This window comes from Pseudomonas sp. Lz4W, from assembly GCF_000346225.2.
Classification (GTDB): domain Bacteria; phylum Pseudomonadota; class Gammaproteobacteria; order Pseudomonadales; family Pseudomonadaceae; genus Aquipseudomonas; species Aquipseudomonas paraversuta.
The window spans coordinates 2,958,812-2,982,183 of record NZ_CP017432.1 but is presented as its reverse complement, the minus strand read 5'-3'; the positions used below and the strand labels follow the sequence as shown (position 1 = coordinate 2,982,183).

The following is a 23,372-nucleotide window of genomic DNA, read 5'->3' as shown; positions in this document are numbered from 1 at the left end:
GCGAGGCAAGCTCGCTCCTGCAGAGGGCGGGGTTATTTTTAGACCTTCAGGATCCGTCCGCTGATGGCTACGGCCACCAGCATGGCGGCGATCAACAGGAAGGCAATGCTCAGGCTGCTGGCATGGGCGACAAAGCCGATGGCCGCCGGGCCCGCCAGTATCCCCGCATAGCCCAGGGTCGTGATGGCCGGTACGGCAATGTTCTCGGGCATTACTGTTTGTTTACCGACCGCGGTATACAGCACCGGCACGATATTGGAACAACCGATACCCACCAGGGCATAGCCGGCCAGGGCCAGTTCCCAGCCCGGCGCCAGGGTTGCCAGCGCCAGCCCGGCTGCGGCGAACAGACCGCCCAGGACTATCACCCGGCGCGCCCCCAGATGTCTGACGATGCTGTCGCCGGTCAAGCGGCCAGCGGTCATGGTCACGGCAAAGGCGGCATAGCCAAGCCCGGCATAGGCTTCGCCGATCTGTTTCTCGGTGGTCAAGAACACCGCGCTCCAGTCGAGCATCGCGCCTTCGGCCAGGAACACGGTAAAACACAGCAGCCCGATAAACAGCACCACGCCGTGGGGCACTGCAAACGCCGGGCCGGCGCTCTCACTGCCGTAAGACAGCAGGTGTGGCGCGGCCTTGAGCAAGGCGGCGAGGGTCAGCACAATCACCACCATAATTGCCCACAGCGGCGTCATCCCCAGCGCCAGAAGGGCGCTGACACCGGCCGCACCGGCAATCCCGCCGACACTGAACAGACCGTGGAAGCCCGACATCATGTTGCGACCGCTGGCGCGCTCGACGATCACCGCTTGCAGGTTGATGGTGGAATCAACGACCCCCAGGCCTGCGCCGAATACAAACAATGTGGCGATCAGCAGCGGTATGGAGCTGGCGGTGGCCAGGAGCGGCAGCGCCAGGCAAATCAGCAGGGTGCCGCCAATCGTCACCCGGCGACAGCCAAAGCGCGTGGCCAGCAGGCCGGCGATGGGCATTGCCAGAATCGAGCCCGCGCCGAGGCACAGCAGCAACAGGCCAAGGGTGGCTTCATCGAGCCCGGCCCGGGCCTTGGCGTAGGGCACCAGTGGCGCCCATGCGGCCAGTCCGAAACCGGCGATAAAAAAGGCGATGCGGGTCGACATTTGTTCGAGGCGCCCTGGAACAAAAGGCGTCTGAGTGTTGATGGCGGTCATGTTCATCCTTGGGTGTCGGGTCTGTGTCGCGCAGCTGCGCATCATCCTGACATATTTGCGACCTGTGCCGCGAGGGCACTGGTACAGGCATGGGCGGCAGTGGTTGAATGGCGCGCTTGCAAATTCAACTGCCCAAGGTGCGACTTTTATGGACAAGAATCTTCACCCCGCCGTGCAACTGCTGAACCCTGCCGGTCTGTATGACCCTTCGGGCAATGGCTATTCCCATGTGGCCCGCCTGGCGCCGAATGTGCGGTTGGTCTACACCGCGGGTCAGGGGGGAGAGAACGCCGACAGTGAGCTTGCGGCGGATTTTGCCGGGCAGGTACGTCAGGCATTCGCCAACCTGCAGATTGCCCTGGCCGCTGCCGATGCGCAGATCAAGGATGTGGCCAAGCTGACGGTACTGATCGTTGATCACAGTCAGGAGCGCTTGCATATTCTGGGGGCGGAAATTGCGCGGGTCTGGGGAGCGCTACCGGCGCCGGCCTGCACCTTGATTCCGGTGCCGCGCCTGGCGCTGGAGGCGATGCTGTTTGAGGTAGAAGCGGTGGCGGCGGTGGCTGACTGAGGCACCGCAAACACCACAACCTGTAGGCGCGAGCTTGTCTCGCGAGCTCTTTCAAGATCAAAAGCTCGCGAGGCAAGCTCGCTCCTACAGGTCAGGGTCAGGGTTGGGCGGGGATTAAACCTGCAGCAACCGCTCCCTGAGCTTGCCGATTTCGTCGCGCATTTGTGCCGCGGCCTCGAACTCCAGGTCGCGGGCCAGGGCGTACATTTTTTCTTCCAGCTGGCGGATGCGCTTGCTGATTTCGCTCGGCGAACGCAGTTCGTTTTCGTACTTGGCGTTTTCCTCGGCCGCCTTGGCCATGCCTTTGCGCTTCTTGCTGCGCGAGCCGGGCACCACTGCGCCTTCCATGATGTCGGCGACATCCTTGAATACGCCTTTGGGCGTAATTCCGTTGGCCAGGTTAAAGGCGATCTGTTTGTCGCGACGGCGCTCGGTCTCGCCAATCGCCCGTTCCATCGAACCGGTGATGCGGTCGGCGTACAGGATCGCCCGGCCATTGAGGTTACGGGCGGCACGGCCAATGGTCTGGATCAATGAACGCTCGGAACGCAGGAAGCCTTCCTTGTCGGCATCGAGAATCGCCACCAGCGACACTTCGGGCATGTCCAGGCCTTCACGCAGCAAGTTGATCCCCACCAGCACATCGAATACCCCGAGGCGCAAGTCGCGGATGATCTCGACCCGCTCCACGGTGTCGATGTCCGAGTGCAGGTAGCGAACGCGCACGCCGTGGTCGGCCAGGTAGTCGGTGAGGTCTTCGGACATGCGCTTGGTCAGGGTGGTGACCAGCACCCGCTCTTCCAGCGCCACGCGCTTGGCTATTTCGGACAGCAGGTCGTCGACCTGGGTCAGTGCCGGGCGGATTTCGATTTGCGGGTCCACCAGGCCGGTCGGACGCACCACCTGTTCCACGACCCGGCCCGAATGCTCGGCCTCATAGTTGCCGGGGGTGGCCGAGACGAAAATGGTCTGCGGGCTGATGCGTTCCCATTCGTCAAAACGCATCGGCCGGTTATCCAGGGCCGACGGCAAACGAAAGCCGTACTCCACCAGGGTTTCTTTACGTGAACGGTCGCCTTTGTACATGGCGCCCACCTGCGGCACGCTGACGTGGGACTCGTCGATCACCAGCAAGGCGTCGGCCGGCAGGTAGTCGAACAGGGTCGGCGGCGGCGCTCCGGACTCGCGACCGGAGAGGTAGCGCGAGTAGTTTTCGATACCGTTGCAGTAGCCCAGCTCCATGATCATTTCCAGATCGAAGCGGGTACGTTGTTCAAGACGCTGGGCTTCCACCAGTTTGTTGTTGGCGCGCAGGTACTCCAGGCGTTCCTTGAGTTCTTCCTTGATCCCTTCGACTGCGTCCAGCAGGGTTTCCCGGGGCGTCACGTAGTGGCTTTTCGGATAGAAGGTAAAGCGCGGCATCTTGCGGATGACTTCGCCGGTCAGCGGGTCAAAGGCGCTGATGCTTTCGACTTCGTCATCGAACAGTTCGATGCGCACGGCTTCGAGGTCGGATTCGGCCGGGTAGATGTCGATCACATCGCCGCGTACCCGAAACGTCGAGCGGGCGAAGTCCATGTCGTTGCGGGTGTACTGCAGGTCAGCCAGGCGGCGCAGCAGTTCACGCTGGTCGAGTTTGTCGCCACGATCGACGTGCAAGACCATCTTCAAATAGGTTTCCGGGCTGCCCAGGCCGTAGATGCACGACACCGTGGTGACGATGATTGCGTCCTTGCGCTCCAGCAACGCCTTGGTTGCAGACAGGCGCATTTGCTCGATGTGGTCGTTGATCGAGGCGTCCTTCTCGATAAAGGTATCGGAGGAGGGCACGTAGGCTTCGGGCTGGTAGTAGTCGTAGTACGAGACGAAGTATTCCACCGCGTTGTTCGGGAAGAACGACTTGAACTCGCCATACAGCTGCGCCGCGAGGGTTTTGTTGGGGGCCAGCACCAGGGTCGGGCGATTCACATGGGCGATCACGTTGGCGATGCTGAAGGTCTTGCCCGAACCCGTTACCCCGAGCAGGGTCTGGTGCGACAGCCCGGCCTCGATGCCTTCGATCATCTGGCGAATGGCTTCGGGTTGATCGCCTGCGGGCTCGAAGCGGGTAACTAGCTGGAAATCGGGCATAACGGACCTCTGGGTCGCATCTATCAAAGGCTTGGACCTTGGTAGATCGAGAAAGACTGCATGCGACGCAAGCCGCAGGAGAAAACAGGATACGGCTAAATATGGAGGTCGTGACTGACTGTTTCAAGGCGCCGTTCTGACATGGACATCGGAGCAAAGCATGCAATTGGACCAGTGGCTCGAAAATAAAGGCAAATACTTGGCCAAAACCGGGAATCCCCTGTTGCCCGAATCGCTATCGCCTTTATACTTGCTCCCCGTTTGTGCACCGCTCTAGTGCAATCGGCTGGAGCGTTGTCACCCCCTCCATTCCCCATTCAGAGCCGCCGTAATAATGAGCCTGTTCTCCGCTGTCGAAATGGCACCACGCGATCCTATCCTGGGCCTCAACGAAGCATTTAACGCCGATACTCGTACCAGCAAAGTGAATCTGGGGGTCGGTGTTTACTGCAACGAGGAGGGACGAATTCCACTCTTGCGTGCCGTTGTCGAAGCCGAAACGATCCGGGTTGCTCAGCATGCATCCCGTGGCTACCTGCCGATCGATGGCATCGCCGCCTACGACCAAGCCGTGCAAAAGCTGCTGTTCGGTGCCGAGTCGCCGCTGCTGGCCGCTGGCCGTGTGATCACCACCCAGGCCGTGGGTGGCACCGGTGCACTGAAGATCGGTGCCGACTTCATCAAGCAGCTGCAGCCGGGTGCTGTGGTCGCCATCAGCGATCCAAGCTGGGAAAACCATCGCGCATTGTTCGAAGCTGCCGGTTTCCCGGTGCAGAACTATCGCTACTACGACGCTGCCAGCCATGACGTAAACCGTGCCGGCATGCTCGAAGACCTCAACGCCTTGCCGGCTGGCTCCGTGGTTGTGCTGCACGCGTGCTGCCACAACCCGACCGGCGTCGATCTGACGGCGGCCGACTGGCAGAACGTGCTGGACGTGGTCAAGGCCAAAGGCCTGATCCCGTTCCTGGACATGGCCTACCAGGGTTTTGGCGACGGCATTGACGAAGACGCCGCAGCAGTGCGCCTGTTCGCCGAGTCGGGCCTGAGCTTCTTCGTTTCCAGCTCGTTCTCCAAGTCGTTCTCGCTGTACGGCGAGCGCGTGGGTGCATTGTCGGTCATCACCCAGTCGAAGGATGAGAGCGCCCGGGTTCTGTCCCAGGTCAAGCGTGTGATCCGCACCAACTACTCCAACCCGCCGACCCACGGTGCAACCATCGCCGCAGCGGTGCTCAACAGCCCTGAGCTGCGTGCAATGTGGGAAGAAGAGCTGGCTGAAATGCGCCTGCGCATTCGCGGCATGCGTCTGCAAATGGTAGAGCTGCTGTCGAAGAAGGCTCCGGGGCGCGATTTCAGCTTTGTTGCGCGTCAGCGTGGCATGTTCTCGTACTCCGGCCTGACCGTTGAGCAAGTGGCGCGTCTGCGTACCGAGTTCGGTATCTATGCCCTCGACACCGGCCGTATCTGCGTCGCTTCTTTGAATCAGCGCAACATTGAAGCGGTTACCGATGCGATTGTTCAGGTCATCTGAATAATCCCTGAGAAGTCATCGAAAGTGTTGACTTCTCTTTTTATATCAGTAAGATAGACGCCATTCCGCGATAGCTCAGTTGGTAGAGCAAATGACTGTTAATCATTGGGTCCCTGGTTCGAGTCCAGGTCGTGGAGCCAGATAGTAAAAAAGCCGCTAGCGATAGCGGCTTTTTTTTGCCCGTGATTTTTTGCCCGGGCCCGGGTCGAAGCGGGCCTGCCTGGCGATGATCTGAAAAACGCCGCGTCCAACAGCAGTCACGGGTTTTATCGTCGATCATCGCCGGCCGGCGATTACCGGGGGGGGGTGATCGCCCTCACGCAAATGCCCAAGCAGCGCCTGCAGGGGATGCAGCAATTCTTTGCCGCCCTGGCGCTTGACCTGGCTTCTGCAGGAATACCCGTCCGCCAGTAGCGTACCGTCGCCGTGATGCTGTTCTACCAGTGGCTGCCACGATTGCGAGTAGATGATCTGCGAAGTTTTGACGTTGCGTGTTTCATGGCCGTAAGTGCCGGACATGCCACAGCAACCGCTGGGCAAAACCTTGAGGCTCAGCCCCCATCCTGCGAATACCTTTTGCCACAGATCAATGCTCGCGGGCTCATTGGTGCGCTCGGTGCAATGGGGCAAGAAGTGAAAGACCTTTTGCGGGGCGGCCGGTGGCTGGATCGGCATGGCGCTCACCAGCCACTCCTGCGCCAGGGCAACCTGGGGCACCGTGCCGTGATCCAGGGTCTTGGCATATTCCTGGCGGTAGACCAGGGTCATCGCCGGGTCCAGTCCCACCAGCGGCACGCCGCAGTTTTGCAGGGCCAGCAGGCCCCGGGCATTGTGGGTTGCGGCTTTCTTGAAGGCGCCCAGCAAGCCTTGCACCTGAAGGGGTTTGCCATTGGCCGAGAACGGCGCGAGGTAGACCTGATAGCCAAGCCGCGCGATCAGCTCTATCCACTGTGCGGCCAGCGGCGTCTCGAAGTAGCGGGTGAATGCATCCTGCACCAGGATGACGCTGCGCTTGCGCTGCTGCGGGGTCAGTCGGGACAGGGTTTTGACCGTCGCCGTCTGCACCTTCCATGTGGCGCACAGCTGCTCGAAGTTCATCAGGCTCAGCAGCGGGCTATCGACCATGCCGACGCCATGCTCAAGCATCCACTTGACCGGCCTGGCGCCCAGCATGGCGTTGTACAGTCTCGGGAAGCGGGCAATAACGGGAATGCTGAACTCCAGTGAGCCGACCACGTAATCCTTGAGCGGGCGCAGGTAACGACTGTGATAAAGCTCAAGAAAGCGTGCCCTGAAGTCCGGGACATTGACCTTGACCGGGCACTGTCCGGCGCAGGATTTACAGGCCAGGCAACCGCTCATGGCCTCGTAGACTTCGTGGGAGAAATCCTTTTGCCCCAACTGTCGGGCGAGGGTGTTGCGGGCTTTGCCAAGCCAGTGCCCGAGGGCCGAAGCTGGCGCTTGATTGCCCAGTACGTCCACGCCCTGGGCCCCTTGCAGGCGCAACCATTCGCGTATCAGGGAGGCGCGGCCCTTGGGTGAGTGGATGCGGTTGCGGGTGGCTTTCCAGGATGGGCACATGGCGTCATCGGGATCGAAGTTGTAGCAGGCGCCATTGCCATTGCACTGAACGGCGGTCTGATAGCTTTGCCACACCCGTTGATCTATCTGGCGATCGAGGTCGCCGCGCAACGGGACTTCGTCGACCCGGGTCAATGCGGCTGCAGCCAGCGTCGCCGGTGTGGCAATTTTCCCCGGGTTCAACTGGTTGAACGGGTCAAATACTGCCTTGATGGCCTGGAGCGAGGGGTAAAGCCCGGCAAAAAACTCAGGCACATATTCAGAGCGCAGGCCTTTGCCGTGTTCGCCCCACAGCAGGCCACCGTACTTTTTCGTCAGTGCCGCGACGGCGTCCGAAAGCGGGCGGATCAGTGCCGCCTGCTGCGGGTCTTTCATATCAAGGATCGGCCTGACGTGCAGGACGCCGGCATCCACATGACCGAACATCCCGTATTCGAGGCCGTGGCTATCGAGCAGGTCGCGAAACTCGGCGATGTAGTCCGCCAGATTCTCCGGTGGCACGGCGGTGTCTTCGACAAATGGCTGGGGCCTGGCTTCGCCCTGGACATTGCCCAGTAGCCCCACTGAGCGTTTGCGCATGCTGTAGACACGTTTCACCGCCTCGCTGCCGACGGCCAGGGTATGGCCCAGACGGCTGACGCTGGTGTCGGACTTCAGGTGCCGGGTGAAGTCATGCACGCGCTGCTCCAGGCGCTGCAGGTCATCGTCGCTGAATTCGATCAGGTTGATGCCCAGGGTGGGGCGGGCGGGGTCCTGGGGGAAATATTCAGCCACGCCGTGCCAGACGATGTCCTGCATCGCGAGCATCAGTACTTTTGAATCCACGGTCTCGATCGACAGCGGCTTGAGCGCCATCAGTGCCTTGGCATCGCGCAACGCGTCCATGAAACCGGCGTAGCCCACGTTGACCAGAATGCTATGGCGGGGGATCGGCAGCACATTGAGCCGGGCCTCGACAATGAACCCCAGGCTGCCCTCGGAACCGCACAGCACGCTGTTGAGATTGAAGCGGCCATCGGGTTCGCGCAGGTGGGCCAGGTCGTAGCCGGTGAGGCAGCGATTGAGCTTGGGAAAGATGTCCTGGATCAGCTGTTGCTGGTTGTCGGCAATCTCCTGGGTGCAGCGATAGACCTCGCCGATCATGTCCTGGCGGCTGGCTTGCTGCCGGGCATGGCCGGCCTCCACGGCCTGGCTGTCAAGCCTGTTGCCGCCCAGCAGGATGGTGGACAGCGCCAATACGTGGTCGCGGGTTTTGCCATAGGTGCAGCTGCCCTGGCCGCTGGCATCGGTATTGATCATTCCGCCAATGGTGGCCCGGTTCGAGGTGGACAGCTCGGGGGCAAAGAACAGGCCGTGGGGCTTGAGCGCAGCGTTCAGCTGATCTTTGACCACGCCGCTTTGTACCCGCACCCAGCGCTCCTCAACGTTGATCTCGAGAATCCGGTTCATGTGCCTTGAGAGGTCGACAATCACGCCGTCGGTGAGGGACTGGCCGTTGGTGCCGGTACCGCCTCCGCGGGCCGTCAGTACCACCGAGCGGAACCGGGGCTGGGCTGCGAGTCTGGCCACTCGCCCGACGTCAGCGTCATGCTTTGGAAACACGGCGGCCCGGGGCAGACGTTGATAGATTGAATTGTCGGTGGCCAGCACCGTGCGTGAACCATGATCGCTGGCGATCTCGCCCTCGAACCCTTCGTTTTTCAGTTGCTGCACAAAAGCCTGGTAGATGTCTTGCGGGCTGTTCGTGGGGGCGAGGCGGGCGATCATTGACGGCGTTTCCTGCTGAGTGAATTCGTTTCTGTATTCGCTTAACGTATGCTCGTTTGTCAGTCGGGCTTAGAGCGAAATTGGGTATAACCCCATTGTCAGGGCTACGACTTGGGCAGACAAACGTAAAACACGCAGTATTTGCATGAGGTTTATGAATGAATCCGAGGCGCCTCACCCCCTCGATGTCGGTACTGGTGGCTTTCGAAGCGGCGGCCAGGCATTGCAGTTTCACCAAGGCAGCGGATGAGCTGTCACTGACCCAAAGTGCTGTCAGCCGCCAGGTGCAGGCACTGGAGGCTTTGCTCGGGGTCGATCTGTTCCATCGCGAAGGGCGGCGTATCGAGCTGACGGCTGCCGGAGCCCTGTATCAACATGAGCTGGCAGCGGCGCTGGGGCGAATTCGTAGCGCGACGCTGCAGACCATTGCCTTCAGCTCCCGGGGCGGGACACTGCACCTGGCGGTTCTGCCCACGTTCGGTTCGAAGTGGTTGCTGCCGCGCATGAATGACTTCTACACCCGGCACCCCGAGATCGTGGTGCATATCCATTCGCGCATCATGCACGCCGACCTGGCCAGCGCTGCGGGCGAGATGAACGCGATCATTGTGGCGGGCGCAGGGCCATGGCCGGGCTTTATCTCGCACAAGCTGCTGACTGAAACACTGGTGGTGGTGGCCAGTCCTGCCGCGCTGCCTGAATACGCCGGGATGAGTCCGGCAGACCTTGCTGCCAGTCATTCGCTGCTCAGCGTGGTGTCGCGGCCCAACGCCTGGTCGGACTGGTTTGAGCGCCACGGCCTGGATCATCGGGCGATGCGTCCGGGGCCGGGTTTCGAGCTGACGGGGCATCTGATTCAGGCGGTAGTGGCAGGCATCGGTATTGGCCTGGTGCCAAGGGTGCTGGTGCAGGACGAAATCAGGGCGGGCACCCTGGTGACACTGTTCGAGCCCCTGGAAAGCGGCAGGAGCTACTACCTGGCCTATGCCAACCGGTACCAGAACCTGCCGTCACTGATTGCCTTCAGTGAATGGCTGCAAAGCCTGCCGTTTCCGGACAATTGAGAGCGCCCCCTAGTTGAAGTTCTGTTCAAACAGCGCCACCTGATCCGGGGTGATCAGCTTGAAGGGCACCCAGATTTCAGGCTCGACGGGCTCGCCCTTGATCAGCTTCAGGGCGACATCCACGGCCTTGCTTGACTGGGCTTTGGGGTCCTGGAATACGGAGGCTGCGAGCTGGCCGCGCTTGATCGCCGCGAGGCCGTCGGGCAGGCCGTCGATGCCGACCACCGGGATCTCGCCCTTGGTCTTGCCGGCCTGCTGCAACGCCATGGCGGCCCCAATGGCCATTTCGTCATTGTTGGCGATGATGGCATCGAACGGGATGCCCGCCAGCAACCAGTTACTGGTCAGATCCATCCCTTTGTTGCGGGTCCATTCGCCACTTTGTTCCTCGATAATCCTGATCCCGGGATAATCCTTGAGCACCTGCTTGACCCCTTCGGTACGATCATGGGTGGCGTTCTGCGCCAGATCGCCCTTGATGATGACCACATTGCCTTTGCCGCCGAGCTTCTCGGCCAGAAAACGCATCTGTAGCTGGCCGGCCTCGATGTCATTGGAGGCCACTGTGACCACGCCTGCGGGCAGCTCCCTGGTGTCGGGGTGGCGGTTGACATACACCAGTGGAATCTTCGCTTCGACGGCCGCCCGGGTCATGCGTGCGGTACCGCCGGTGTCGGCCGGCAGCACTATCACCGCATCCACCTGCTGACTGAGAAAGTCCTGCACCTGATTGAGCTGGCGTACCACATCGCCCTGGGCGTCGACGAACTGGATCTGGATGTTTTCCCGCCTGGCGGCGTCTTGCAGGCCGCTGCGGATATAGGTCATGAAGTTATCGTCGACCTTGGCGATGCTCACGCCGATACGGTAATCGGCAAGCGCCAGTGAGCTGGCGAGCAATAGCAGCGGGGCAAGAAAAAGAGAGCGGCAGCGCATGGGGGTTTTCCTTTTGTTGTTATGAACAGGCCTTTACGTTGAAACCTGTAATCGTTGACGAGTCGCGAGGCTGCGATCGGGGGCGCCGCAGCCGTAATAGAATCCATCGATTGCAACGGCTCGCAGCCTCGTTCCTCGTCAGCGACTACGGGCGGGGCAGGGTGAACGCTTGCCGGAAGCGCTCAAGGGCCAGCTCACTGTCGCCCGAGGCCCAGCCCTCCAGTCCCACTACGCCGCTGTAGCCTATGCCGTGCAAGGCTCTGGCGATGGCCGGGTAATGGATCTCGCCGGTTCCGGGTTCCTTGCGCCCCGGAACATCCGCCACCTGGATTTCGCCAATGGCCGGCCCCGCGCGCTGGATCAGCTCGATGAGGTTTCCTTCGCCGATCTGTGCATGGTAAAGGTCCAGATTCAGTTTGAGGTGCGGGCTGGCAACGGCTTCGATCAACGCCAGGGTGTCCTCGGCGCGGGCGAACGGGGTGCCGGGGTGGTCCACCTGTGTGTTGAGGTTTTCCAGCAAGAACACCTTGCCGGCCGCTTCCCCCAGCCTGGCAATTTGCTCCAGGGTCTTGCAGGCACTCAGCCACATGCGGCCAGTGGTATGGCTGACCGGCTTGACCGGCAAGCCCTGGTCGCCCAGGCCGGTGCCGTGCAGGTTGAGGCTCGGGCAGTTCAGCTGCGCGGCCACGGCCAGTGATTCCCGGGCGCTGTCGAGCAACTGGCGAATGCCTTCGGGTTCAGTCAGGGTGCCCGAGATGTAGCCGGTCATTGAGGTGAAGTCGGCGCCGGTGGCAATCAGGGCGGCGATGTCCTTGTTGGTCCAGTCCCAGATTTCAACGCTGAAGCCCTGGGCATGAATACGTTTGACGCGTTCGGTGAACGGCAGGTCGAGAAACACCATTTCGGCACTCACCGCCAGTTTGAACGGAATAAAACCCATGCTGTTGCTCCTTAAAGGCGGACAGGTCCGGCCTGTTGCACTGACTCGATACAGGCGCGGGCAATGGCCAGCGCGGCGCGGGCGTCTTCGCCGCTGGCCAGTGGTTTGCTGCCCGTGCGAACGCAGTCGACGAAATGATTGAGCTCGGCAATATAGGCATCGCGCAACAGCTCAGTGTCGAGGCGCCGGGTCTCTATCTGGATCCCGTCGCCCAGGTAGCCGACCTTGTCCGATCGGGCGATGCTGCCCATGGTCAGCATGCCGCCACTGCCGAAGACCTCGCCGCGCACGTCATAACCATACACGGCCTGGAAGTTGGCCTCGGCGGTGGCGATCGCACCGTTGTCGAAGCGGATCGTCACCACTGCGGTGTCCAGCAGGCCCTTGCTTTTGTAGGCGGGCGCGACCAGCGCGTCGGCCATCACGAAGACTTCGACCGCTTCGGCACCGGGGTTCAAGTAGCGCAGGGTGTCGAAGTCATGAATCAGGGTTTCCAGGAATATCGTCCACTGGGGCACCCCGGCCGGGTTGCTCAGGCCGGGGTCCCGGGTCAGCGAACGCAGCAATTGCACAGTGCCGATGCGGCCGGCGAGTACATCCAGGTGGGCATCACGAAAGCCCCGGACAAAACGGCGGTTGAAACCCACCTGCAAGGTCACGTTGGCCCTGGCGGCAGCAGCGATGGCACGGTCGGCTTCCTCCAGGGTGATGGCCATGGGTTTTTCGCAAAAAATGCTTTTGCCGGCCTCGGCGGCGCTGATCACCAGTTCGGCGTGGCTGCGGGCGGGGGCGGCAATCAGGATGGCGTCGACTTGCGGATCATCCAGCAGTTGCTGCGGATCGCTGTAGACCCGTTGTACCCCCAGTGTCTCGGCCAATCGCGCAGCCTGGCCCGGGGTCGGGTCGGCGATGGCAACCAGACTTGCGCCTGGAATATGCAGGGCAGCCGTCTGACCATGAAAACTGCCCATGCGCCCGGCACCGATGAGGCCCAGGCGGATAGTTTTAAGCGTGCTCATGTAATGACTCCTTTTATTGTTGTTCGCGGTTGGCTGAGCAGCTGGAAGCGCAGGTGCTCACCAGACCCAGGAGCAAAGCCTGTGCCAATGTTCAAGTCATTGAAAAATAACGATTTAAAATTAAATGCTTAAGCAGTCATGTCCATATTTCAGACATGTCTATGCTGACATGTCTAAAACATGGACATGGAAGCGACCGCACATGACGGTTGATCAACTGATGGCGTTTAGTTCCGAAGACCTCAATTACATTACCGCCCTGGGGCCTGCCTCACTGGGGGAGGGGCCCATCGTTGAGGTGCAGCAGGCCTGGCAGGATTGCCTCAGTGGTAGCGCAACGCGGCCGGCCGGGGTAAGGCAGGTGATTTGGGACTCGTGGCAGCGCAGCCTGACTTGCGGGATAGATCCGCAGGATTGCGCCTACCGTTTTGTCGACCCGCAGGTGCTGGCCGCCAGGCTGGAAATCAATCGCCATCTGATTGCCGGCGCAGCACAGGTCATGACCGGGTTGCTGGCCTACAACCCCCGCGGGCACATCAATCTCACCGATGCCGAGGGCGTGACCTTGCACTTTTGTGGCCTGGACCTGACGCCGGTCGGCAGTCGCCTGCTGGAGACGGTGCAGGGCACCAACTGCACCGGGCTGGCCATCGCCGAGGACCGTCCGGTGTATGTACTGGCTGAAGAAAATTTTGCCACGGCTTTGCGCCAGCGCCGCATGCACTGCGCTGCGGCACCGATCCGCGATGCCCAGGGCAAGACCCAGGGCATGCTGACCCTGACGGCCGAGCCGGGGTGGTTCCACTTTCACACCCTGGGCACGGTGCAGGCGGCGGCCGAGGCGGTATCGCGGCAGTTGGCGCTGCAGGAACTGCTGGAGCAGCAACAGGCGGTGCTCGAGGTACTCAACGAGGGGCTGGTGGTGCTGGACGGTCAAGGCCGGATCAAGGCCATCAACCGCTATGGCCGGCAATTGTTCCGCGTCGGGCTGGATGTGCTGGGTTGCCCGTTCCGCCAGCTGGGGCAAAGCGAGCTGACGGATGAGATTTTGCTCCACTCAGGGGAAAGCCTGCGCGATCTGGATTGCACCTTTGTACTGCCTGATCGCAGCCACCTGGCCTGTCTGGTCTCGGTGTGTTCCCTGGAGCAGGGCGGACGCATTGTGTCGCTGCGCGAGCACCGACGAATTCGTGAAATCACCCGGCGCATCATCGGCACCCAGGCGACCTATACCTTTGACACCATTGAGGGGCAGTCCCGGGCTATTGAAGATGCTTTGCATCTGGGGCGGATTGCCAGCCGCAGCGATTCAACCACGCTGATTCTGGGCGAAAGCGGCACCGGCAAAGAACTCTTCGCCCAGGCTATCCACAATGCCAGCGAGCGGGCCAGTGGCGCCTTCGTGGCGGTCAATTGCGGCGCCATCCCCCGTGATCTGGTGCAAAGCGAACTCTTCGGTCATGTCGAAGGGGCCTTTACCGGCTCGGCGCGTGGAGGCTCGGCGGGGAAGTTCGAACTGGCCGATGGCGGCACCATTTTTCTGGATGAAATCGGCGATATGTCCTTCGATGCCCAGGTCAGCCTGTTGCGGGTGCTGCAGGAGGGTGAAGTGACGCGGGTGGGGGCCAGGAAGTCGCAACGGGTGGATGTGCGGATTATTGCCGCCACCCACCGCAACCTGAGTCAGGCCGTGGCTGATGGAGCTTTTCGCGAGGATCTGTATTACCGCCTGAATGTGCTTAACCTGACGGTTCCGCCATTGCGCATGCGCCGTGAAGACATTGCGCTGCTGGCCCGGCATTTCCTCGGCCGTTGCGCCCGTTCACTGCGCAAGGCGGTGCTGGGCATATCCCCGCAGGCTCAGGCCATGTTGACGGCCCATAGCTGGCCGGGAAATGTCCGGGAGCTGGAAAACGTGATCGAACGCGCCACCAATCTGGCCGCAACCGCGCACATCGAGGTGGGCGACCTGCCACTGGACATCGTTCAGGGGCAAGCGCGGGCCGCGCTGGAAGATGTGCCCGAGCCTGGCGCCGGGCCGGGTTTGGGGGCCGTGGAAGCGAATGCGATCTGCGCGGCGCTGCGAGATACAAAAGGCAATATCCGCCTGGCCGCGCAGCAGTTACAGGTGTCCCGCGCAGGCCTGTACAACAAGATCAAGCGCTTCGGGCTCAGCGTCGACGCCTATCGCCAGGGGGCCGATTAGCCCCTTCAACGGGCCGGCAGTTGTTCCAGGGCTGCGCGCAGCGCATCGGCATTGGCAAACTCCTGCTGTGCGACCAGGGTGCCGTTGTCCAGTTGCATCCAGAGCACCTTGTCTTCGGCGCCAGGGTAGTTGGCGGCAATACTGCCATCGCGATCCAGTATCACGCGGTAGTTGTAGTCACGCATGGCCGGGATGGCGATGAATTTGCCGATCAACGATGGCATGCGTTGTACATCTGCAAGGAAGGCAACATCGCGGGCTTGCAGGTAGCCCTTTGGCTGGTTTTCCAGCGCGGCTTTCACCAGCTTGGAACCGTCCATGTTGCGCGCCACCAGGAGCACGCGGGTCTGGGCATCCAGGGTATAGGGTTGATCATGCTGGTCTTGCAGAGTCCAGGGTGTCAGGTGATCACCGATGTTGGCGGCAAAAGCCGGCATGGACAGCGCGCTCAACAGCAGTACAAGTGCAATTTTCACCGTTTACTCCCTCCTGATTCAGGTTGTGTGTTCGCGCCTCATCAGACCTGCGCGGCGGGGATGGTAGCTGTGCGGCCGGTGCGGTGACAGCGGTAAAGTCATGGCGTCCGTTCGCCCGGAGCCGGACAGGCAGGGACGCGGCGCATTCATTAGGTGTGCAGGGTGGAACCAAGTATTTTCAAAATATGTCTACTGGCCTGATGGCCTGCCCCATAATTGGCGGTGCCTTTCCGGCAACCAGTGGTAAACAGGATTAGAGCGCAATGGCTGACTGGCTCCAGCACGACGGTGTAATGGCCCAAAAGATCAGAAATCATGACTGGGCCAGTACCTCTCTTGGCCCCCTCGATGGGTGGCCGGATGTATTGAAAACCACCGTGGCGCTGGTGCTGGCTTCGCACTTTCCGCAGTCGATTGTCTGGGGAGAGGATTTAATCACCCTCTACAACGATGGGTTTGTGCCCATTCTCGGGACCAAGCCTGAAGCCTTGGGGCGGCCCTTCAGTGATGTCTGGAAAGAGGCCTGGAGCGAAATCAGTGGCATCGCCGATGACGCATTTGCCGGGCAGGCCACCTATATCGAAAACTTTCCCCTGGTGATTCAGCGCAGCGTCCGGCCCGAGCTGGCGTACTTCACCTTCTGCTACAGCCCGATCCGCGATCAGTTCGGCCAGGTGGTGGGGATGCTAAACACGGTGACTGAAACCACAGTCACGGTTCTTATGACCCAGCGCCTGGCGGTGCTGGATGCCATCGGCAGTGCCGTGTCCGAGACCAGCGACCCCCGGGAAATCATGCAGGCCACCATGGGCACACTGGCCGGGTATCTGAAGGTTACCCATTGCGCCTATGCGGACATGGAGGACGATGAAGACGGCTTTTTCATTCGTGACAACTGGCTCGTCGAAGACGCTACCAGCCTGTTCGGTCAATACCGCCTGGGTGATTTCGGGGAGGGGCCGCTGGCCAGCCTTCGCGCCGGCCAGCCGCTGGTGATCAATGATATTGCAAGTGATCTGGCCCCCGGGGTTGCAGCCACTTTCCGTGCGTTCGGGATTGTCTCCGCCCTGTGCCTGCCGCTGATCAAGGGCGGCAAGCTGACGGCCCTGATGGCCATTCACGACAAGGCGCCACGTACCTGGTCACCTTACGAGCTGGCTTTGCTGGGTGAGGTGGCCGAGCGTTCCTGGGCCCATATTGAGCGTGCCCGGGCCGATGCTGCTGTGCGTGAGGGGCTGGCCGCACTGGAGCACTTGAACCTGACCCTGGAGGAGCGGGTACAGGAGCGCAGCGCGCGTCTGCTGGTTGCCGAAGCGGCCCTGCGTCAGTCGCAAAAGCTCGAAGCCATCGGCCAGCTCACCGGCGGTGTGGCCCATGACTTCAACAACTTGCTGACCATTATTCGTTCCTCGGTGGACTTTCTGCGCATGCCCAACCTCTCGGACGAACGCCGGGAGCGTTACATGAGTGCGGTCTCCGACACCGTCGAGCGTGCCAGCAAGCTCACCAGCCAGCTGCTGGCTTTCGCCCGGCGCCAGCCGCTGAACCCGCAGGTGTTCAATGTCGGGCAGCGGATCCAGGATATTGGCGACATGCTGAATACGCTCACGGGGGCGCGTATTCAAGTGAATGTCCAGTTGCCCGAGCAGGCGTATTACATCCGTGCCGACTCCAGCCAGTTTGAAACCGCGCTGATCAACATTGCCTTGAACGCCCGCGATGCGATGGAAGGCCAGGGCAGCCTGACACTTCGTCTGGACCACAATGTTGCGTTGCCGCCAATCCGTGGCCATGCCGGATCCCGGGGCAGCTTCACCGCCATTTCCTTGCAGGACACCGGTGGCGGGATTGACGCCCGGGTGCTGGAGCATATTTTCGAGCCGTTTTTTACCACCAAGGAGGTGGGCAAGGGTACCGGGCTGGGGCTGTCCCAGGTTTTCGGTTTTGCCAAGCAGTCAGGCGGCAACGTTGATGTGTCCAGTATTGCCGGCCAGGGCGCGCGGTTCACCCTGTATCTGCCCCAGGTCGACGGGAGCGGGGTCGATGAGCTGCCTGCCGATGGCCAGCAGTGGGGCGAGCCATCCGCAGAGGAGGGTAAATACCGGGTGCTGATCGTAGAAGACAATCTTGAAGTGGGGCGTTTTGCCAATCAGATCCTCCAGGATCTGGGCTACGAAACCGCATGGGCGGCCAATGGGCAAGAGGCATTGTTGATGGTGGGCCCGGACGCAATGGCGTTCGATGCCATTTTTTCGGACGTGGTCATGCCCGGCATGAGCGGGGTGGCGCTGGCCCGGGAGCTGCGTCTGCGGCGCGCCGAACTGCCTGTGATTCTGGCCTCGGGCTACAGTGATGAGTTGGCCCGCAGTGCTTGCGAGGGCGTTGAGTTTTTAGCCAAGCCGTATTCGGCGGATCAGGTTTCCCGTATTTTGCTCAAGGCCATCAGAAAAAAATAACTGCCGGCGCAGGGTTGATGCGCTTGCTCATGCACGTTCAACCAGGTTCAAAAGGAAGCGCACAGATGCCCCGTCTCACTGCTAAAGATTTTGCTCCTGAATTGCTTGAACTCTACGACTATTACGCCCACGGTAAAATCAACCGGCGCCAGTTTCTGGATCGGGCGGCGGTCATTTGCGCAGGCGTGTCAGCACTCTCGATACTGAACGCACTCAGCCCCGATTATGCCCTTGCCGAGCAGGTGGCTTTCACCGATCCGGACATCCTGGCCGAGTACATCACGTATCCCTCGCCCAAGGGGCACGGGCAGGTGCGCGGTTATCTGGTACGTCCAGCCAAGGCGCAGGGCAAGTTGCCCGCGGTGGTAGTGGTTCACGAAAATCGCGGGCTCAACCCCTATATCGAGGATGTTGCGCGGCGGCTGGCCAAGCAGGGTTTTATCGCCCTGGCTCCAGACGGCCTGTCGTCGGTGGGGGGCTATCCCGGCAACGACGAAAAAGGTCTGGCGCTGCAGCAGACGGTGGACCCGGAAAAGCTGATGAATGACTTTTTCGCCGCCATTGAATGGTTGATGCAGCACGATGCCGGTACCGGAAAAGTCGGGATCACAGGATTCTGTTATGGGGGCGGGGTGGCCAATGCGGCGGCGGTGGCGTATCCGGAGCTGGGGGCAGCGGTGTCCTTTTACGGGCGTCAGCCTGGCGCCAATGAAGTGAGCCGGATCAAGGCTCCCGTCATGCTGCATTACGCCGGGCTGGATACGCGCATCAACGAGGGCTGGCCGGCCTATGAACAGGCTTTAAAGGCCAACGGGAAAGTCTACGAGGCGTTTATCTACCCGAATGTAAACCACGGTTTTCATAATGACTCCACGCCTCGCTACGATGAAGCAGCCGCTACGCTGGCGTGGAGCAGAACCCTGGACTGGTTTGGCAAGTACCTGTCGTAACCGGCCTCAGCCTTTGTTCGACAGGCGTTTTGGCCAATTGCCGCCACAGGCCCGCTGGCATTCTTCTTCGGAATCGTAATACACGTGGGTGGCGGCGTTGCGCACCCGCACATCGGCGTCAGCCAGGGCCTTGTCGGTCAACTCGACCATGAAGTGCGCCTCGCCATCGGCCAGGGCAAAGTCTTTGCTGTCCTTGGTATCGAACACCCAGACTATCTTCAGGCTGGCAGGGAAGGCCTCATAGTTGACGGTGTGGGTCAGCCAGACAAACCCCGGGATTTCATTTTTCGCCTTTTCACAGGCAATGGTCAGGGCTTTAACCAGGCGGCGTTCAATTTTGGCCTGGTTGGCTTTGCTTAAAGACATGGGTGAATCCTGTTGGCGGGCGGGGCAAAGGGCCAATCATACGTGAGTTTGGAGTTTTGGGTCTGGTTGAGGCAGATGTTGTGGGAGCCGGCTTGCCGGCGATTCGGGCATTGGCGCAGCGTTGAAATCATCGCGGGCAAGCCCGCTCCCACAGGTTTGATGCAGTTGTTGTGGGAGCCGGCTTGCCGGCGATTCGGGCATTGGCGCAGCGCTGAAATCATCGCGGGCAAGCCCGCTGCCACAGGTTTGCGGCAGTTGTTGTGGGAGCCGGCTTGCCGGCGATTCGGGTACTGGCGCAGCGTTGAAATCATCGCGGGCAAGCCCGCTCCCACAGGTTTGCGGCAGTTGTTGTGGGAGCCGGCTTGCCGGCGATGGGGGCATTGGCGCAGCGCTGAAATCATCGCGGGCAAGCCCGCTGCAACAGGTTTGAGGCATTTGTTGTGGGAGCCGGCTTGCCGGCGATCCGGGCGCTGGCGCAGCGCTGAAATATCGGTTTTCGTCCAAAGTGCCACCTGAGGTAGAATGTCGCGGCTTCAGACTGGCCGCCCCGGGCTACAAGGTCCACGCAGGCTCCCCGGAAGGAGCTGCGGGCAGGTCGCAGAGCAAAGGGATCGCATAAGTTGCAAGCATGAATGTCACCCAAGTAGCTGAAGCCAAAATCAATAAGAGATCAGCGCCCAAGGTACATAAAAGTGAGGTCTATAGTGTACATAGGCCTTATAACTCTACCCGTTCAAGGCTTGAAGACCGGTTCGATTGCAGGCCACATGCCTGCACCGGGTCGAGCTCTGTCATGAACCGCGTGCCGGGTAGATGGCGTTTTATCTTAGGTACCAAAAATGTTTAAAAAAATGAATAAGGGGCTACTGGGCCTGGCGCTGACCATGGGACTTACGTCCGTGCAGGCTGCCGAGACCAAACAGGTGGATGTTCTGCTGATCGGCGGCGGCATCATGAGCGCAACTCTGGGTGTCTGGCTCAATGAGCTGGAACCCGGCATGTCCATGGAGATGGTTGAACGTCTCGATGGCGTTGCCCTTGAAAGCTCCAATGGCTGGAACAACGCGGGTACCGGTCACTCGGCTTTGGCCGAGCTGAACTACACCCCGGAAGACAAGAACGGTAACGTCGAAATCCCGAAGGCCATTGAAATCAATGAAGCCTTCCAGGTATCGCGTCAGTTCTGGTCCTGGCAGGTCAAGAACGGCGTACTGAAAGATCCGCGTTCGTTCATCAACTCCACTCCGCACATGAGCTTTGTGTGGGGCGATGACAACATCAAGTTCTTGAAGAAGCGCTACGAAGCACTGCAGGCGAGCCCTCTGTTCGCCGGCATGCAGTACTCCGAAGACCCGGTTCAGATCAAGAAGTGGGTTCCGCTGATGATGGAAGGGCGTGACCCGAACCAGAAAATCGCGGCCACCTGGTCTCCACTGGGTACCGACGTCAACTTCGGCGAAATCACGCGCCAGTTCGCGGCTTACCTGCAAACCAAGCCCAACTTCTCGCTGAAGCTGTCGAGTGAAGTCAAGGACATCACCCGCAACGCTGATGGCACCTGGCATGTGGTTTACAAAAATCTGAAAGACGGTTCTGAAACTGCCACCGACGCCAAGTTTGTATTTATCGGCGCAGGCGGCGGTGCACTGCACCTGCTGCAGAAGTCCGGCATTCCTGAAGCCCAGGAATACGCAGGCTTCCCGGTTGGCGGCTCGTTCCTGGTGACCGATAACCCGACTGTTGCCCAGCAGCATTTGGCCAAGGCTTACGGTAAGGCTTCGGTAGGCGCGCCACCGATGTCGGTTCCGCACCTGGACACCCGCGTGCTGGATGGCAAGCGCGTCATTCTGTTTGGCCCGTTCGCTACCTTCTCCACCAAGTTCCTCAAAGAAGGTTCGTACCTGGACCTGCTGACCAGCACCACCACCCACAACATCTGGCCAATGACCAAAGTCGGTATCGAACAGTACCCGCTGGTTGAATACCTGGCCGGTCAGCTGATGCTGTCGGACGAAGACCGCTTCAATGCGTTGAAAGAGTACTTCCCGGATGCCAAGTCTGAAGACTGGCGCCTGTGGCAGGCCGGCCAGCGCGTTCAGATCATCAAGCGTGATGAAGAGAAGGGCGGCGTGCTGAAACTGGGTACCGAAATTGTCAGCGCCAAAGATGGCAGCATCGCCGGTCTGCTGGGCGCTTCGCCTGGTGCATCGACCGCCGCGCCAATCATGCTGACCGTGCTTGAAACCGTGTTCAAGGACAAGGTTGCGAGCCCTGAGTGGCAAGCCAAGCTGCACCAGATCGTGCCGAGCTATGGCACCAAGCTCAATGGCGATCCGGATCGCGTTGCCAAGGAATGGGCCTACACCGCCGAAGTTCTGCAACTGACTCCGCCGCCGGCAATCCCGGCTGCAACGCACACTGCAACTCCTGCTGACGCACAGGCCAAGCCTGCGCCGAGCAATCCAGCGGCCGACATGGCGCTGTAAAAAATCAGCCCCGCCCGACGCAGGTCGGGCGGGGCTGTTTTCTTCGTATCACCCCTCGCAACATCCCCCTCGCTCAGCTCACTGCGTACCGAACAACGCGGTCCAGTAAATCCCTGCGTCACTTTTCGGGTCTACCGCGTAAGCGGCACCCAATTCGCGGAACTGCGGATTCATCACATTGGCACAATGTCCGGGACTGGCCAGCCAGCCATCGACCACCTTGCGCGGTGTGTCCAGGCCAGCGGCAATATTCTCGCCGATTTGCTGACCTATATAGCCCGCCATCTCGGCGCGATCCCCCGGCGTGCCGCCGGTGCGGTCCTTGTGATCGAAGTAGTTGTTATTGGCCATGTCCCGGGTATGGGTTTGGGCAGCTGTGGCCAGTGTCGCGTTCCAGGTGACGGGTGTCGTGGGACTGAAGGCCTGGGTGCCGCACTGGCGGGGCTGGGTACGGGCGCTGTTGATCAGCTCAAGCACCTTCTGGCCTTCGGCTTGCGCGTCGCCCAGGCGCCCGGTCAACAAGGGGCGCGCCAGCACGATGCGCCAGTCGCGCTCGTTATGGCTGACGCCGATATCGACAAATTGCGGGTCCAGCACCACTTTGCAGAAGCTTTCCTGGACGGCCTGCATGGCGGCCTGGGCATCACGTGGCCCGGAGAGATTGATCGCCTGCACGTTAACCATGGGGTAGGCCGCCCGCCCGAGGGCTTCCTGCAGATCACCAAAGCGGGTGGGCGGCAGTATCAGGCGGGTATCCGCGGCCAATGGCGGCAGCTCTTGCGAGGCCTGGCCTGCACAGGGCTGGATCTGGCTACGGTAGGCGTTGATCGCGTCCACCAGTTGCGACTCTTCGCTGGCTGCAGCCGTGCCGCTCAATACCAACCCCAGGGCCAGGGCGGCAAAACGGGTCAGGGTGAAATGAACACGCATAAAGGTTTCCTCTGTCCGGAGTGCGCCCATGATGCGTTATTTCACCCCGGCAGGGGCAATCGCTTTATCAGCCTTTTACCTGCGCCACAAAAGCCCTGGCCCTGGCGCTCAGTTGATCGATCTGGCGGTCGCGCTTTTTCTCGGCATCGAGCATGGCTTTTTTGCCGTTGCGTTGCAGCAGATAGGTATGGATCTGCCGCACTTCGGTCGAGTTATAGACGGCGGCCACGTCGAGCACGCCCATCAGGCCATCAGTGCTGTGGTCGCGGGTGTTCATCAGTACTTGCGGGCCGCGGGTGCCCAGCACCTGAAACCCCGATTGTTCAAAAGCCGCGACCTTGCTCACGCTGCAGGTCAATTCGCAATGGGGGTAACGGCGCACCACTTCCCGGACCATTGCCTGAGTCACTCCCAGGTGTCGATGACTGGCCAGCTCTGCCATGTAAGCGATGCCGCAGGCTTGCGGGTCATCCTTGACCGGCAGGTACAGCACGAAACCGGTGACTTTTTCCGGGTCCTGGTCATCGGTGGCGACTATCAGCTCAACGGCTATCCCTTTGCCACCGCCGAGTGCTTCCAGGTACAGATGGACTTCAAAGCCGATTGCATATTGATAGATGCTGTACAGCAGATTGCTCGGGGCAATCTCCATGGCACTGATGTCGGTCAAGTGGTCGACCACCAGTTGCAGGATCTGGCCGTTGACGGACTCGGGGCAGGGGGTGTCGAAGTGGGTGAGGGTGGTCATGAATCATTGTCTCCGGGTGCCGCAA

Annotated in this window: 17 protein-coding genes and 1 tRNA gene; 8 read left to right on the top strand and 10 right to left on the bottom strand. The window is 60.8% G+C overall.

Annotated elements, in window-relative coordinates; all coding sequences use genetic code 11:
* Positions 1 to 38: 38 nt before the first annotated feature.
* The gene (locus B195_RS13585) at positions 39 to 1,190 is read right to left on the bottom strand and encodes an MFS transporter (RefSeq protein ID WP_003446283.1); all 1,152 of its coding nucleotides are present in this window, start codon (positions 1,188 to 1,190) and stop codon (positions 39 to 41) included.
* A 148-nt stretch (positions 1,191 to 1,338) separates the two neighbouring features.
* Here B195_RS13585 and B195_RS13580 point away from each other — a divergent pair, with 148 nt between their 5' ends.
* Entirely contained in the window at positions 1,339 to 1,761 is a 423-nt protein-coding gene (locus tag B195_RS13580) for a RidA family protein (RefSeq protein ID WP_003446282.1), read from the top strand.
* A gap of 114 nt (positions 1,762 to 1,875) precedes the next feature.
* Here the strand turns inward: B195_RS13580 and uvrB are convergent, their stop codons facing one another.
* Positions 1,876 to 3,891, bottom strand: coding sequence for an excinuclease ABC subunit UvrB (uvrB, locus tag B195_RS13575; protein WP_003446281.1), 2,016 nt, complete (start codon positions 3,889 to 3,891; stop codon positions 1,876 to 1,878).
* Between the two features lie 334 nt (positions 3,892 to 4,225).
* Between uvrB and B195_RS13570 the strand changes: the two genes are divergently transcribed.
* Together B195_RS13570 and B195_RS13565 are read left to right on the top strand one after the other, a co-directional pair.
* Complete coding sequence (locus B195_RS13570; protein WP_003446280.1) at positions 4,226 to 5,422, top strand: amino acid aminotransferase; 1,197 nt, start codon at positions 4,226 to 4,228, stop codon at positions 5,420 to 5,422.
* Positions 5,423 to 5,486: 64 nt separating this feature from the next.
* A tRNA-Asn gene (locus B195_RS13565) sits at positions 5,487 to 5,562 on the top strand.
* 136 nt (positions 5,563 to 5,698) lie between these two features.
* Here the strand turns inward: B195_RS13565 and B195_RS13560 are convergent.
* A complete protein-coding gene (locus B195_RS13560) occupies positions 5,699 to 8,770 on the bottom strand; it encodes an FAD-binding and (Fe-S)-binding domain-containing protein (protein WP_003446279.1) in 3,072 nt (1,023 codons plus the stop codon).
* Between the two features lie 158 nt (positions 8,771 to 8,928).
* Here B195_RS13560 and B195_RS13555 point away from each other — a divergent pair, with 158 nt between their 5' ends.
* Entirely contained in the window at positions 8,929 to 9,834 is a 906-nt protein-coding gene (locus B195_RS13555; RefSeq protein ID WP_003446278.1) for a LysR substrate-binding domain-containing protein, read from the top strand.
* A 9-nt stretch (positions 9,835 to 9,843) separates the two neighbouring features.
* On the opposite strand, the gene B195_RS13550 is transcribed toward B195_RS13555, so the two are convergent.
* The 3 genes from B195_RS13550 to B195_RS13540 all read right to left on the bottom strand — a co-directional run bounded on the left by B195_RS13550 (position 9,844) and on the right by B195_RS13540 (position 12,729).
* Positions 9,844 to 10,770: a sugar ABC transporter substrate-binding protein gene (locus B195_RS13550; protein ID WP_003446277.1), complete on the bottom strand. Its 927-nt coding sequence runs from the start codon at positions 10,768 to 10,770 to the stop codon at positions 9,844 to 9,846.
* Positions 10,771 to 10,915: 145 nt separating this feature from the next.
* A complete protein-coding gene (locus B195_RS13545) occupies positions 10,916 to 11,710 on the bottom strand; it encodes a TIM barrel protein (protein WP_003446276.1) in 795 nt (264 codons plus the stop codon).
* A gap of 11 nt (positions 11,711 to 11,721) precedes the next feature.
* A complete protein-coding gene (locus B195_RS13540) occupies positions 11,722 to 12,729 on the bottom strand; it encodes a Gfo/Idh/MocA family oxidoreductase (RefSeq protein WP_003446275.1) in 1,008 nt (335 codons plus the stop codon).
* A gap of 202 nt (positions 12,730 to 12,931) precedes the next feature.
* On the opposite strand from B195_RS13540, the gene B195_RS13535 reads away from it, so the two are divergent.
* Positions 12,932 to 14,935: a sigma-54-dependent Fis family transcriptional regulator gene (locus B195_RS13535; protein WP_003446273.1), complete on the top strand. Its 2,004-nt coding sequence runs from the start codon at positions 12,932 to 12,934 to the stop codon at positions 14,933 to 14,935.
* A 5-nt stretch (positions 14,936 to 14,940) separates the two neighbouring features.
* On the opposite strand, the gene B195_RS13530 is transcribed toward B195_RS13535, so the two are convergent.
* Positions 14,941 to 15,411 carry a hypothetical protein gene (locus B195_RS13530; protein WP_003446265.1) on the bottom strand — a complete coding sequence of 157 codons (471 nt, stop codon included), beginning with the start codon at positions 15,409 to 15,411 and terminating at the stop codon, positions 14,941 to 14,943.
* Between the two features lie 263 nt (positions 15,412 to 15,674).
* Here B195_RS13530 and B195_RS13525 point away from each other — a divergent pair, with 263 nt between their 5' ends.
* Positions 15,675 to 17,867, top strand: coding sequence for a GAF domain-containing protein (locus tag B195_RS13525; protein WP_003446263.1), 2,193 nt, complete (start codon positions 15,675 to 15,677; stop codon positions 17,865 to 17,867).
* Positions 17,868 to 17,932: 65 nt separating this feature from the next.
* Positions 17,933 to 18,817, top strand: a complete 885-nt coding sequence (gene yghX / locus B195_RS13520) for a YghX family hydrolase (RefSeq protein ID WP_003446261.1) — start codon at positions 17,933 to 17,935, stop codon at positions 18,815 to 18,817.
* Between the two features lie 6 nt (positions 18,818 to 18,823).
* Here yghX and B195_RS13515 read toward each other — a convergent pair whose 3' ends face one another.
* Positions 18,824 to 19,183: a hypothetical protein gene (locus B195_RS13515; RefSeq protein ID WP_003446259.1), complete on the bottom strand. Its 360-nt coding sequence runs from the start codon at positions 19,181 to 19,183 to the stop codon at positions 18,824 to 18,826.
* Positions 19,184 to 20,022: 839 nt separating this feature from the next.
* On the opposite strand from B195_RS13515, the gene mqo reads away from it, so the two are divergent.
* Positions 20,023 to 21,669: a malate dehydrogenase (quinone) gene (gene mqo, locus B195_RS13505; protein WP_003446255.1), complete on the top strand. Its 1,647-nt coding sequence runs from the start codon at positions 20,023 to 20,025 to the stop codon at positions 21,667 to 21,669.
* A gap of 78 nt (positions 21,670 to 21,747) precedes the next feature.
* Here mqo and B195_RS13500 read toward each other — a convergent pair whose 3' ends face one another.
* Complete coding sequence (locus B195_RS13500; protein ID WP_003446254.1) at positions 21,748 to 22,599, bottom strand: CAP domain-containing protein; 852 nt, start codon at positions 22,597 to 22,599, stop codon at positions 21,748 to 21,750.
* A 67-nt stretch (positions 22,600 to 22,666) separates the two neighbouring features.
* Entirely contained in the window at positions 22,667 to 23,347 is a 681-nt protein-coding gene (locus B195_RS13495; protein WP_003446253.1) for a hypothetical protein, read from the bottom strand.
* Positions 23,348 to 23,372 lie beyond the last annotated feature (25 nt).